14 protein-coding genes are annotated in these 12,529 nt (G+C 73.8%); 9 read left to right on the top strand and 5 right to left on the bottom strand.

The genetic code is table 11. The features are described from left to right. Positions 1 to 7: 7 nt before the first annotated feature. Complete coding sequence (locus tag IH25_RS41560) at positions 8 to 175, bottom strand: hypothetical protein (protein ID WP_167346016.1); 168 nt, start codon at positions 173 to 175, stop codon at positions 8 to 10. 223 nt (positions 176 to 398) lie between these two features. Here IH25_RS41560 and IH25_RS0108275 point away from each other — a divergent pair, with 223 nt between their 5' ends. The 4 genes from IH25_RS0108275 to IH25_RS0108260 all read left to right on the top strand — a co-directional run bounded on the left by IH25_RS0108275 (position 399) and on the right by IH25_RS0108260 (position 4,242). After that, the gene (locus IH25_RS0108275; RefSeq protein WP_030605436.1) at positions 399 to 1,619 is read left to right on the top strand and encodes an NYN domain-containing protein; all 1,221 of its coding nucleotides are present in this window, start codon (positions 399 to 401) and stop codon (positions 1,617 to 1,619) included. Positions 1,620 to 1,678: 59 nt separating this feature from the next. Further along, a complete protein-coding gene (locus IH25_RS0108270; protein WP_030605433.1) occupies positions 1,679 to 2,692 on the top strand; it encodes an ABC transporter ATP-binding protein in 1,014 nt (337 codons plus the stop codon). A gap of 64 nt (positions 2,693 to 2,756) precedes the next feature. Then, on the top strand, positions 2,757 to 3,578 hold the full coding sequence (locus IH25_RS0108265) for an ABC transporter permease (protein WP_030605432.1): 822 nt from the start codon (positions 2,757 to 2,759) through the stop codon (positions 3,576 to 3,578). A 34-nt stretch (positions 3,579 to 3,612) separates the two neighbouring features. Then, positions 3,613 to 4,242 (top strand): hypothetical protein, encoded by a 630-nt coding sequence (locus IH25_RS0108260; protein ID WP_030605429.1) that lies wholly within the window; start codon positions 3,613 to 3,615, stop codon positions 4,240 to 4,242. 75 nt (positions 4,243 to 4,317) lie between these two features. Here the strand turns inward: IH25_RS0108260 and ybaK are convergent, their stop codons facing one another. The 4 genes from ybaK to IH25_RS0108240 all read right to left on the bottom strand — a co-directional run bounded on the left by ybaK (position 4,318) and on the right by IH25_RS0108240 (position 8,402). Beyond that, complete coding sequence (gene ybaK / locus IH25_RS0108255) at positions 4,318 to 4,818, bottom strand: Cys-tRNA(Pro) deacylase (protein WP_030605425.1); 501 nt, start codon at positions 4,816 to 4,818, stop codon at positions 4,318 to 4,320. Between the two features lie 22 nt (positions 4,819 to 4,840). Beyond that, positions 4,841 to 5,581, bottom strand: a complete 741-nt coding sequence (locus IH25_RS0108250; protein ID WP_030605423.1) for an LON peptidase substrate-binding domain-containing protein — start codon at positions 5,579 to 5,581, stop codon at positions 4,841 to 4,843. A gap of 11 nt (positions 5,582 to 5,592) precedes the next feature. Next, positions 5,593 to 6,648 (bottom strand): hypothetical protein, encoded by a 1,056-nt coding sequence (locus tag IH25_RS0108245; RefSeq protein ID WP_209445291.1) that lies wholly within the window; start codon positions 6,646 to 6,648, stop codon positions 5,593 to 5,595. A 170-nt stretch (positions 6,649 to 6,818) separates the two neighbouring features. Beyond that, on the bottom strand, positions 6,819 to 8,402 hold the full coding sequence (locus IH25_RS0108240) for an oxidoreductase (protein WP_030605419.1): 1,584 nt from the start codon (positions 8,400 to 8,402) through the stop codon (positions 6,819 to 6,821). A gap of 289 nt (positions 8,403 to 8,691) precedes the next feature. Between IH25_RS0108240 and hisD the strand changes: the two genes are divergently transcribed. Genes hisD through hisH form a run of 5 tightly spaced genes read left to right on the top strand, consistent with a single transcriptional unit; the run spans position 8,692 to position 12,526 of the window. Continuing rightward, positions 8,692 to 10,017: a histidinol dehydrogenase gene (gene hisD / locus IH25_RS0108235; protein ID WP_030605416.1), complete on the top strand. Its 1,326-nt coding sequence runs from the start codon at positions 8,692 to 8,694 to the stop codon at positions 10,015 to 10,017. Then, positions 10,014 to 11,114: a histidinol-phosphate transaminase gene (locus IH25_RS0108230; protein WP_030605412.1), complete on the top strand. Its 1,101-nt coding sequence runs from the start codon at positions 10,014 to 10,016 to the stop codon at positions 11,112 to 11,114. Before hisD ends, IH25_RS0108230 begins: the two co-directional genes overlap by 4 nt. A gap of 3 nt (positions 11,115 to 11,117) precedes the next feature. Continuing rightward, positions 11,118 to 11,711 (top strand): imidazoleglycerol-phosphate dehydratase HisB, encoded by a 594-nt coding sequence (hisB, locus tag IH25_RS0108225; protein ID WP_030605410.1) that lies wholly within the window; start codon positions 11,118 to 11,120, stop codon positions 11,709 to 11,711. A 3-nt stretch (positions 11,712 to 11,714) separates the two neighbouring features. Further along, positions 11,715 to 11,879, top strand: coding sequence for a hypothetical protein (locus IH25_RS41555; RefSeq protein ID WP_030605407.1), 165 nt, complete (start codon positions 11,715 to 11,717; stop codon positions 11,877 to 11,879). Beyond that, positions 11,870 to 12,526 (top strand): imidazole glycerol phosphate synthase subunit HisH, encoded by a 657-nt coding sequence (gene hisH, locus IH25_RS0108215; RefSeq protein ID WP_387872424.1) that lies wholly within the window; start codon positions 11,870 to 11,872, stop codon positions 12,524 to 12,526. The genes IH25_RS41555 and hisH overlap by 10 nt, the downstream gene beginning before the upstream one ends. The last annotated feature ends 3 nt before the right edge of the window (positions 12,527 to 12,529 follow it).

Below are 12,529 nucleotides of genomic sequence, written 5' to 3'. Positions count from 1 at the left end.
CTGCCCTTTAGTTGTGGCCGAAGCTCTTCTGCTTCTTGCGCGCGCCCTCCGCCGGGCCGCCCTGGATGTGCGACACCGGCGACTCGGGCTCCTGGGCCGGGGGCCGTTGCGCGTGCTCGCTCTGCTGCGCGCGGTTCTTCGGGCCTGCCTGCTTGCGGTTCTTGTTCTTGGCCATGGTGATGCCTCCTGCGGGGGATCTAGGGGCCAGGGCCGGGACCAGATTCACATACGCCGACATCAGGCGCATGTCGGATAATTACCGTGTGTGACAGGGGAGCTGGGCGGCCGGGAACCGGAAACGCCACGCCGAAGATCGAGTTCGGGCCGTTAAGCTCCGCCCGGTCGGGCAGACTCGAAGCAAGTCCGAAGCAAAGCCTCCCGGGAAGAGGGTGAGTCGCGTGGACCGCTGCATCGTCCTGGTGGACGCCGGGTATCTGCTGGGCGCCGCCGCCAGCCTCCTCGCGGGTGAGCCCTCGCGGTCCCGGATCACCGTCGACCACGCCGCGCTGATCCAGGCCCTGCGCGAACGCGCGGAGTCCGACACCGAGCGCCCGCTGCTGCGCATCTACTGGTTCGACGGCGCCCCCGACCGGGTTCCCCAGCCCGAGCACCGCCGGCTGCGCGTGATGCCCCGGGTCACCGTCCGGCTGGGCGCCCTGACCCGCAGCGACGGACGCTGGGCCCAGAAGGGCGTGGACGCCGCCATGCACGCCGAACTGACCGAACTGGCCCGCAACCGCGCCTGCTCCGACGTCGTCCTGGTCACCGGCGACGGCGATCTGCTGCCCGGCATGATGGCGGCCAAGGAGCACGGCGTCGCCGTCCACCTGTGGGCCGTGCAGGCCGCCGACGGCGACTACAACCAGTCCGAGGACCTGGTCGCCGAGGCCGACGAGCGGCGGGTGCTGGACCGCGCCTGGATCACCCAGGCCGTCCGCGCCAAGGAGCTGACCGGCGTCTGCCCCCCGCCGCCCGCGCCCCGCCCCGAGATCGCCGCGATCCTCTCCGCCCCCCTGCCCGAGTCCGCGCTCACCACGGCCGAACGGCCCGCGCAGCAGCCCGCGCACCCCCCGGCCGCCCCGGCGGCGGAGAACGGCACCCCCGGGCGGGTCCCCGCCGCCAAGGGCGTCCCCACCCCCAAGGACCTGGCCGCGCTGCGCGCACCCGGCACCCAGACCGTGCAGCACCCGACGACCGCGACCCTGCGCTGGTCCTCCGACAAGGGCTGGGTCGACCGGCCGGGCGTGGTCGCCGAGCCCCCCGAGGCCGCCTCCCTGCCGACGCTGGCCCAGCTGACCACCGCCGAACAGCGCTGGGCCGACCGGGAGGAGGACATCACCACCGTCGGCGGCGACCCGTACGAGGTGGGGCAGGTCTTCGCCCGCCGCTGGATCTCCCGCCTCGGCGACCAGGGCCACTTGCAGCGGCTGGCGCAGATGTACCCGCGCATCCCGCACCGCATCGACGGCGAGCTGCTGCGCTACGCGGCCCGCTTCGGGCTGCTCGCGCACAAGGACGACCAGATCGACGAACACGACCGTTACGCCATCCGGGCGGGGTTCTGGCGTGAGTTCGACATCCCGGCGGCGGCCGACCAGCACGCACCCGCCGCCGACTGAATCCCCGTAGCCGCCCCCAAAGGCGAGTAAAGCGCCCCGACCCCGTAGTCTCGTCCCTTGTGATGACGCGCGCGGGACAGGCACTCGGGTACGACGAGGTCGTACGCGTGCGCGGGCTCAGCAAGACCTATCCGGCCGTCCGGGGCCGGCGGGGCACGCCGGGCACCCCCGAGGTGCGGGCCACCGACGGGGTGGAGCTCCAGGTGCGGCGCGGCGAGGTGTTCGGGCTGCTCGGCCCGAACGGCGCCGGCAAGTCCACCCTGGTACGCCAGCTCACCGGGTTGCTGCGGCCCGACGCGGGCAGCGTCGAGATCCTCGGCCACGACATCGTCCGGCACCCCGAGCGGGCGGCCCGGATCCTCGCCTACCTCGGCCAGGAGTCCAGCGCCCTGGACGAGCTGACCGTCTCCCTCGCCGCCGAGACCACCGGGCGCCTGCGCGGCCTGGACGCCCGGCGGGCCCGGGCCGAACGGGACGCCGTGCTGGAGGAGCTGGGGCTGACGTCGATCGCCGGCCGGGCGCTGAGGAAGCTGTCCGGCGGGCAGCGGCGGCTCGCCTGCTTCGCCGCCGCGCTGGTGGGCCGGCGCCCGCTGCTCGTGCTGGACGAGCCGACCACCGGCATGGACCCGGTGGCCCGGCGCGCGGTGTGGGCGGCCGTGGACCGGCGGCGGGCCGAGGACGGCACGACCGTGCTGCTGGTCACCCACAACGTGATCGAGGCCGAGACGGTACTGGACCGGGTCGCCGTGCTCGACCAGGGCCGGGTCATCGCCTGCGACACCCCCGCCGGGCTCAAGGCGCGGGTGGCCGGCGAGGTGCGGGTGGAGCTGGTGTGGCGGGAGCGGGCGCCGCTGGAGGTGCCCGAGGTGGCCGTGCTGCGCGAGCGGGCGGCGGCCTCCGGCCGGCGCTGGACGCTGCGGCTCGCGCCCGAGGAGGCCCGCGCCGTCGTCGCCACGGTGACCGGCGGGGCCGCCTTCGCCGCCCTGGACGACTTCACGCTCGCCACGCCCAGCCTGGAGGACGTCTATCTGGCGCTGGGCGGCGAGGCCCGGCAGGGACTGGTGAGGGCATGAGCGAACGGGCCCCGCAGCACGTAAGGGTCTGTGCCGCCGCCGAAGCGAAGAGGAGCAGCTCGTCGTGAGTGTCGTACCCGCCGAGGTTCTGCCCGGCGGCTCCCGGGCCGTGCCGGAGACGGCGTCCGGCCCGGCCGAGCTCGGGCCGCGCGCGCGGCTGTGGCCGTCGCTGGCGGCCGTCTACCGGGCGCAGCTGTCCCGGGCCCGGGTGGCACGGATCCCGCTGCTGTTCGTGGCGACCTTCCAGTCCGTCGGCATCGCCGTGATGATGCGCGGTGTGGTCGAGGGCGGCGCCGAGGCCCAGTCGGTGGTGGCCGGCTCGTCGGTGCTGGTCGTCGCCTACGTGGCGCTGAACCTGCTCTCGCAGTACTTCGGGCACCTGCGGGCCAGCGGCGGGCTCGACCACTACGCCACCCTGCCGGTACCGCCGGCCGCCGTGGTGCTGGGCGCGGCGGCGGCCTACGCCTCCTTCACCGTGCCGGGCACCCTGGTCACCGCCGTCTTCGGCTGTGTGCTCTTCGGGCTGCCGCTGACCAACCTGTGGGTCCTGCTGGCCGTCATCCCGCTCGCCGGGGCCGCGCTCGCCGGGCTCGGCGCCGCCTGCGGGCTGCTCGCGCCCCGGCCGGAGCTGGCCACGCTGCTCGGCCAGCTGGGCATGTCGGCGGCGCTGCTGCTGGGCGTGCTGCCGGCCGGCCGGATGCCGGAGGCGATCCGGCTGGCCCGCGATCTGCTGCCCTCCACCTACGGCGTGGAGGCGTACGCCCGGACCTTCGGACCGCACCCGGACTGGGCCCTGGTCCTCCTTGACCTGGGCGTGTGCGCGGGCGTCGGCGTCGTCTCGCTGGCCGTGGCGACCCGGGCCTACCGCAAGGCCGCCGTCCGGTGACGCGGCGCACAGCGCGACCTGGCACGATGGCAGGGTGACCGCACCGTTGACTCCACCACCGCACGACGACTCCGCGCACCAGGTCCGGCAGGCGCCGCCGCTCGCCGGGCACGGACCGGAACAGGACGGTCCCGGGCTGCGGACGGAGCTGCGGGAGGCCGCCGTGCTCACGGTGGCGCTGACGCTCGGCGGGGTGCTGCTGGGACTGCTGTGGTGGTGGCTGGCGCCGCATGTGCCGCTGGTCGGCGACGTGCTGGACAAGAGCTGGGTCGTCTACCTGAAGGACAGCGAGGGGGAGCAGGCCGTCGGGGTCGACGGAACGTTCACTCTGCTGGGACTCGGCTTCGGAGCCGTCAGCGCGCTCGTCGCCTTCCTGCTGCGCCGGCACGGCGGGGCGCCCCTGGTGGTGGCGCTCGGGCTCGGGGGCCTGCTCGGGTCCCTGCTGGCCTGGCGCCTCGGGATCTGGCTGGGTCCCGACCAGGACGTGCTCGCGCACGCCCAGGCCGTGGGCAAGGGCGTGACCTTCTCCGCGCCGCTGAAGCTGTCGGCCAAGGGCGCGCTCCTGGCCTGGCCGCTCGCCGCCCTGCTGGCCCACCTCGGCCTGACCGCCCTGTTCGGCCCCCGCGACCCCGAGCCGGCGCCTGCGGAATCCGGCACGCCGTGAACCTACGGGGCCCGGCCCCCGGGCCCCCGTGGACGCCGTGGCGACGGTCCCCGGGACGCGTAGCGACGTAAGTGGTCAGCCCTTGCCGATCGGGGCCAGGACCGCGTCCGTCAGCTCGGCCAGGTCCTTCGGGGACAGTTCGACCTCCAGGCCGCGGCGGCCCGCCGAGACGCAGATCGTGGGGTGGGCCCCGGCCGAGTCGTCGAGGACCGTGGGGAGCTTCTTGCGCTGGCCCAGCGGGGAGATGCCGCCGCGGACATAGCCCGTGGTGCGCTCGGCGAACGCCGGGTCGGCCATCGCCGCCCGCTTGCCGCCCACCGCCGCCGCCAGGGCCTTCAGGTCCAGCGAGCCGGCCACCGGGACCACGCCGACCACCAGGGCGCCGTCCACCTCGGCCACCAGCGTCTTGAAGACCCGGTCGGGGGAGACGCCCATCGCCTCGGCCGCCTCCTCGCCGTAGGAGGGGTGGGACGGGTCGTGGTCGTAGGAGTGGACGGTGAAGTCCACGCCCGCCGCCGTCAGGGCCACCGTCGCGGGCGTACCTCCGGACTGCGCCTTCTTCTGCTTCTTCGCCATCCTCGGCTTCCCTCGTGGTCCCTCAGTTCAGGCTCGTCGGCGTCCGCGTCAGCTCGAACGCGGGCAGCGACGGCAGGTTGCGGATGATCGACGTCTCCGCGCGCAGCAGCCTCAGCTCGTCCCGCAGCCGCGAGGCGGTGTCCGGCGCCTGGAGGAGCCGCTGCTTGGTCGGCGTGTCGTGCACCATCGCCGCGGCCACCAGGTACGACACCACGCCCGGGTCGTCCGGCAGTTCCGCGCCGGACGACAGCGAGCGCTCCCGGGCGCCCGCCAGCCGCTTCTGGTAGCGCCGGAAGGACCGCAGGACGTCCTCGGCCAGCGGGCCGGCCTCGTCCCCGGGCTCCTCCGCCAGCTCCTCCAGCTCCGCGGTCAGATACGGGCCCGACGCGTCCACGGAGAGCAACCGCACCCGGGTCGTCCCGGTCGCCAGCACCTCGAAGGTGCCGTCGGACTTCTCCCGGATGGTCGCCGCGTCCGCCGCGCAGCCCACCCCGTGGAAGGCGCGCAGCGGCTCCGGGCCGAAGCCGGCGGCCGGGCCCCGCTCCGGCCGCGCGGTGGGGTCGGGCATGCCGGGGGCGCTCGGCGCGACCTCGTGGCCGTCCCGGATGGCGACGACGGCGAACCGGCGCGGCTCGTCCTCGGGAGTCTTCAGCAGGTCGCGCAGCATGGCGCGATACCGCTCCTCGAAGACGTTCAGCGGCAGCACGAGACCCGGGAACAGCACCGAGTTCAGCGGAAAGAGCGGCAGACGGACGGTGGTCACGGCGCCCCAGCCTAGTGGCCCGCGGGACGGGCGTGTCCGCCGTGTCCGTCACCGGGCTCCGGCGGCGCCGCCAGCAGCCCGGCGAGGGCGGCCCCCGGGACCGCCGTCTGGAGCTGTTCGCGCAGCTTCAAAAAGTGGCCGAGCGGATCCTCGGAGAACCGGTCCCAGGGGAACGACGTGGCGTACGGGCCGATCAGCCGCAGCTGGGCCCGGGCGTCCCGCCAGCGCTCCAGCCGCAGCAGCACGTACAGCAGTTTGTTGCGGACCTCGGCCGGGGCCGGGTCGGCCGTCGGCAGCCGCGCGGACAGGGCCATCGCCCGGTCCGCCGCCGCCTCCAGCCGGCCGCGGGGCACCACCGCGCCGCAGCCGTCGGTCAGATAGCCGAAGGCCGCCCGGGCGGGCAGCGCCTGGACCAGCGAGTCGGCCGGGGCGTCCTGCGCGGCCCGGTCGGCGAAGTCGAAGCACTCGCGGTGGGAGCCGTGCCAGGAGGCGGCCAGATAGCGCAGGGCGGCCACATGGCAGCCGTAGTGGTGCGGGGCGCGCCGTACGGCCGCCTCCCACAGCTCCTCGAAGTAGCGGTGCCCGGCCCGCGTGCCGCGCGCGTGGTCGAGCGCGATGCGCCAGGGCACCGGGTCGCGGTCGTCGGCCCGGGCGGCAGCGGTGATCAGCGGGCTCAGCTCGCGCAGCAGCTCGTCCCGGGCCGGCGAGGGCCAGGCGCGGTCCACCGCCAGCTGGGCGCCGATCAGCAGCACCCCGGCGTCGTGGGGGTCGGCGGCGCGCCACTCCTCGTACCACTCCGGGCGGGAGCGGGCGAAGGCGGCCAGGCGCCGGGTGTACCGGTCCCGGTGCTCCCAGTCGGCCGTGGCGCGGGTGTCGGCCAGCAGGCCGGCGGCGGTGGCGTACTCGCCCCGGCCGGCCGCGACGAGCGCGGGGGAGAGGCGGTCGTCGGGCGCGTCGAGCACGGCCTCGTCCCCGGCCGGTGGCCGGTGGACCGGGCGCGCGGGACGTCGGGGCATCCGGCGGTGGGGGCGGATGAACGAGGGCAGCAGAGCCATGGTGCCGACCATTGAAAGTCCGCAGGTCGGGGCGGCGCCAGAGGGGCAAGGCAAGTCGCGGAAGGTTGTACGACCGACGGTAAAGGTCCTGTAAAGGTGAATGTGTGTCATGTGGGGGTGCGGTGGGCTTGTGCGGGTGAGGCGGGTGTCAGCTCCGCCGCAACAGCCGGGCGGGGCGGGTGTCAGCTCCGCCGCAGCAGCCGGGTCGCGCCCGCCGCCACCGTCGTCGCCAGGACCCAGCCGGCGAGGATCATCGCCGTCGCCAGCCACTGCCAGCCGCCGCGCAGCTGCCACTGGCCCGTCTGGCCGAGGTCGATCACCGGCAGCAGCAGGTCCAGCGTGAACAGCGCGGGGCTCCAGGCCGGATGGCCGCCGGAGTTCACCGGCGGATGGTCGGCGTGCGCGAACGCCAGCGTGCCCGCCGCCCACAGCACCCCCATCCACACCGCCGCCCGGCCCGGCCGGTAGCCGTAGGCCACGGTCCAGTCCTGTGCGAACCCCCAGACCTTGGCGGCCGGCGGCAGCGTCTCGCGCCGCCGGCGCTGCTTGGCGAGCAGCACCTCGCGCGCGTCCTCGTCCTCCCCGGCGGAGCGCAGCACCGACGCCAGCCGCTCGTACGGCTCCGGGGCGTACTCGGCGGTGGCCGCCGCCACCCAGTCCAGGCGCCGGGTCAGCGGGAACGGGCCCTGCGGCACCAGGTTCTCGTAGGTGAACCCGCCCATGTGCAGACTGCCCGCCTCCGGCCAGCTGCTCGCGCGGTCCACCAGGTTCACCACCCGCGCGCCCGTCAGCACCACCTTGCCGCGCTGCGGCTTGTCCCCGAGGAAGCGCAGCTCCGGCGTCTGCACCCGGCGCAGCGACAGCTCCTGGTCGTCGGTGAAGGCGAACCGGGCCCGCTCCAGGTCGACGGCGTCCCCGAACCGCCCGTCGTCCAGCCGCACCCCGCCCCGGCACTCGAAGCGCTGGATGCGCGTCCCGTGCGCGGGCGTGGTGCCGCTGAGCGCCGGACTGCCCACGCCGGCCGGGGTCAGATAGAGGGTGCGCTCGACCGTGAGCTGAGGGGCGTTCAGGGCGTACCGGGCATGGGGGTTGGCGAGTTTCGCGCCGCGCAGGCTGAGCGAGACGCCGACCTGGGCGCCGCGCAGGCTCAGCTCGCCGTACGACTCCAGCATCTCCGCCTGGAGGTCCTGGCCGACGGTCATGCCGTCCGCCGCGATCGACCGGCCGCTGCGGTCGCGGTACGCGATCGCCTGGTTGAGCAGCAGGTCGGTGCCGATCTGCGCGTCGGTCAGCCGGACCCCGCTCCGGAACCGGCAGCGCGGCAGATGCAGATCGCCCTCCGTGTGCACCCGGGCCGCCTCCAGCCGCGGCACCGCGCAGTCCACCAGGCGCACGGTGGTGAACCGGGCCTCCGGCAGCCGGATCTCCTGGTCGAAGCGGCACCCCGTCAGCTCCACGTACGGCGTGACCTGGCCGCCGGCGAGATCCAGCACGCCGGTGATCCGTACGCCGACGAGCTTCAGCGAGGACACCCGGCCGGCCAGCGCCGGCGGGCCGTCCAGCAGCAGCCAGCAGACGATGCGGGCCCGCACGGTCCGCTCCGGGCCCCACGGATGCCCGCCGTGCGGATCGTCGGCCGCGAGATCCCCGCTGCTCAGGTCGTACACACTGCCGTTGCGGAAGGCCTGCCACATGCCCACCTCGGCCGCGGTCAGATCGTCCGGCAGGTCCCCGGTGGCGATGCGGACGCCGACTCCCTCGGTCACCGCTCTCCTCTCTCCGCGTCCCGCGTTCCGTACGGTGTTTCGTACAGCCGTTCATGCCCGTTGCGTGACCTGTCGAACACCGCACGTGAAGGTGATCCTCCGGATTCCGGCCACCGTCTGTACCAGGCATTGACCCGCGCCGAACCGGCTGACGGGCCGTGTCGCACCCGCCCGCGCGACGTCAAGTACCGGGTTTTGGCCCACGGCGGGCCGATCATTGGCCCATGCTCTGTATCAGCCACTGATACGCGCGGACGGCTCCCGACGGCGGTCTGAGAGAATTGGGACTGTGATCTCCCGAATCGATCTGCGCGGCGACGCCCTTCCCGAGGGCCCCGCCCTGCGCGACCTGCTGCCCCGAGCCGACTTCGACGTTCAGGCCGCCCTGGAGAAGGTGCGCCCGATCTGCGAGGCCGTGCATCATCGCGGCGACGCGGCGCTGATCGACTTCGCCGAGAAGTTCGACGGAGTACGGCTGGAAAACGTCCGTGTCCCGGCGCAGGCGCTCACCGACGCGCTCGCCGCTCTCGACCCGGCCGTGCGCGCCGCCCTGGAGGAGTCCATCCGCCGCGCCCGCCTGGTCCACCGCGCACAGCGCCGCACGGCCCACACCACCCAGGTGGTGCCGGGCGGCTCGGTCACCGAGAAGTGGGTCCCGGTCGAGCGCGTCGGGCTGTACGCGCCCGGCGGCCGGTCCGTCTACCCCTCCTCCGTGGTGATGAACGTGGTGCCCGCGCAGGAGGCCGGTGTCGAGTCCATCGCGCTCGCCTCCCCGGCCCAGGCCGAGTTCGGCGGCCTGCCGCACCCGACGATCCTGGCCGCCTGCGCCCTGCTCGGCGTGGACGAGGTGTACGCCGCGGGCGGCGCCACCGCCGTCGCGATGTTCGCCTACGGCACCGAGTCCTGCCCGCCCGCCAACATGGTCACCGGCCCCGGCAACATCTGGGTCGCCGCCGCCAAGCGCTACTTCACCGGCAGGATCGGCATCGACGCCGAGGCCGGCCCGACCGAGATCGCGATCCTCGCCGACGACACCGCCGACCCGGTGCACGTCGCCGCCGACCTGATCAGCCAGGCCGAGCACGACCCGCTCGCGGCGGCCGTCCTCGTCACCGACTCCGCCGCCCTGGCGGACGCGGTGGAGAAGGAACTGGCACCGCAGGTCGCGGCCACCCGGCACGTGGACGACCGGATCGTGCCCGCGCTGAAGGGCAGGCAGTCCGCGATCGTCCTGGTGGACGGCATCGAGGAGGGCCTGAAGGTGGTCGACGCCTACGGCGCCGAGCACCTGGAGATCCAGACCGCCGACGCCGCCGCGGTCGCCGGCCGGGTCCGCAACGCGGGCGCGATCTTCATCGGCCCCTGGGCCCCCGTCTCGCTCGGCGACTACGCGGCCGGGTCCAACCACGTCCTGCCCACCGGCGGCTGCGCCTGCCACTCCTCGGGCCTGTCCGTCCAGTCCTTCCTGCGCGGCATCCACATCGTGGACTACACCAGGGACGCGCTCGCCGAGGTCGCCCACCACGTGGTGACGCTGGCGGAGGCGGAGGACCTGCCCGCGCACGGCGCGGCGATCAAGGCGAGGTTCGGCTGGAAGGTACCCGAGAGCAAGTGACCGGCATTGACGATCTGCCCGTACGGGACGAGCTGCGCGGCAAGTCCCCCTACGGCGCGCCCCAGCTGGACGTGCCCGTACGGCTGAACACCAACGAGAACCCCTACCCGCTGCCCGAGCCGCTGGTCGAGCGGATCGCGGAGCGGGTGCGCGAGGCCGCCCGCGACCTGAACCGCTACCCCGACCGGGACGCGGTCCGGCTGCGCACCGAGCTGGCCGCCTACCTGACGAAGAGCGGCGGACACCCCCTCGGCACCGAGAACGTCTGGGCCGCCAACGGCTCCAACGAGGTCATCCAGCAGCTGCTGCAGACCTTCGGCGGGCCGGGCCGCACGGCCATCGGCTTCGAGCCGTCGTACTCGATGCACGCGCTCATCGCGCGCGGCACCGGCACCGGCTGGATCTCCGGACCCCGGCGCGAGGACTTCACGATCGACCTCGCCGCCGCCGAGCGGGCCATCGCCGAGCACAAGCCGGACGTCGTCTTCGTCACCACCCCCAACAACCCCACCGGCAACGCGGTCCCGGCCGAGACCGTCCTCGCGCTGTACGAGGCGGCGCAGGCGGCCAAGCCGTCCATGGTGATCGTGGACGAGGCGTACATCGAGTTCAGCCACGGCGCCTCGCTGCTGCCGCTGCTGGACGGCCGCCCGCACCTGGTGATCTCCCGCACGATGTCCAAGGCGTTCGGCGCCGCCGGCCTGCGCCTCGGCTACCTGGCCGCGCACCCGGCCGTCGTGGACGCCGTCCAGCTGGTCCGGCTGCCGTACCACCTGTCGGCCGTCACCCAGGCGACCGCGCTGGCCGCGCTGGAGCACACCGACACGCTGCTCGGGTACGTCGAGCAGCTCAAGGCCGAGCGGGACCGGCTGGTCGCCGAGCTGCGCGCGATCGGCTACGAGGTCACCGAGTCCGACGCGAACTTCGTGCAGTTCGGCCGGTTCGCCGACGCCCACGCGGCCTGGCGGAAGATCCTCGACCGGGGCGTGCTGGTCCGGGACAACGGCGTACCCGGGTGGCTGCGGGTGTCCGCCGGCACCCCGGCGGAGAACGACGCGTTCCTCGACGCGGTCCGTGAGTTGAAGAAGGAGCTGTAACGCATGAGCCGCACAGGACGCGTGGAGCGCACCACCAAGGAGACCTCGGTGCTGGTCGAGATAGACCTCGACGGCACCGGCCGCACCGACATCGCCACCGGCGTCGGCTTCTACGACCACATGCTCGACCAGCTCGGCCGGCACGGTCTGTTCGACCTGACCGTGAAGACCGACGGCGACCTGCACATCGACTCCCACCACACCATCGAGGACACCGCCCTCGCGCTGGGCGCCGCCTTCAAGCAGGCCCTCGGCGACAAGGTGGGCATCTACCGCTTCGGCAACTGCACGGTCCCGCTGGACGAGTCCCTCGCCCAGGTCACCGTCGACCTCTCCGGCCGCCCCTACCTCGTGCACACCGAGCCCGAGAACATGGCGCCGATGATCGGCGAGTACGACACCACGATGACCCGGCACATCCTGGAGTCCTTCGTCGCCCAGGCGCAGATCGCCCTGCACGTGCACGTGCCCTACGGCCGCAACGCCCACCACATCGTGGAGTGCCAGTTCAAGGCGCTGGCCCGGGCCCTCAGGTACGCCTCCGAGCGCGACCCGCGCGCGGCCGGCATCCTCCCGTCGACGAAGGGCGCGCTGTAACCCATGACCGGTCTGTCGACCCTGCTGATCGTCGTCGGCCTCTTCCTGGTCGGCGGGATCATCTCCTTCGTCAAGCAGAAGATGCCCACCAGCCTGATCGTGCTGCTCTCGATCGGCGCGGCCCTGTGCCTGGTGGCGGGCGTCATGCGGCTGGAGGTGTGGAATTGAGCGCCACGTCGGGCAAGAAGAAGGTCGTCGTCTTCGACTACGGCTTCGGCAACGTCCGCTCCGCCGAACGCGCCCTCGCGCGCGTGGGCGCCGACGTCGAGATCACCCGTGACTTCGACAAGGCGATGAACGCCGACGGGCTGCTCGTGCCCGGCGTCGGCGCGTTCGCCGCCTGCATGAAGGGCCTGCGCGACGCGCGCGGCGACTGGGTCGTCGACCGCCGGCTGTCCGGCGGGCGCCCGGTCATGGGCATCTGCGTCGGCATGCAGATCCTGTTCGCGCGCGGCATCGAGCACGGCGTCGAGGCCGAGGGCCTGGACGAGTGGCCCGGCACGGTCGAGCCGCTCCAGGCCGACGTGGTGCCCCACATGGGCTGGAACACCGTCGACGCCCCGGCCGGCTCCCGGCTGTTCGCGGGCCTGGACACCGGCGCCCGCTTCTACTTCGTGCACTCCTACGCCGTCCACGAGTGGTCCCTGGAAGCCCACAACCCGGTGATCGAGGCCCCCAAGGTCACCTGGTCGACGCACGGCAAGCCGTTCGTCGCCGCCGTGGAGAACGGCGCCCTGTGGGCCACCCAGTTCCACCCCGAGAAGTCCGGCGACGCCGGCGCCCAGCTCCTCACCAACTGGATCGGAACCCTGTAGACC

Source organism: Streptomyces achromogenes subsp. achromogenes (assembly GCF_000720835.1).
In the GTDB taxonomy this organism is placed as follows: Bacteria; Actinomycetota; Actinomycetes; order Streptomycetales; family Streptomycetaceae; genus Streptomyces; species Streptomyces achromogenes.
The sequence above is the reverse complement of the archived record's forward strand: the minus strand, read 5'-3'. Positions and strand labels throughout refer to the sequence as shown.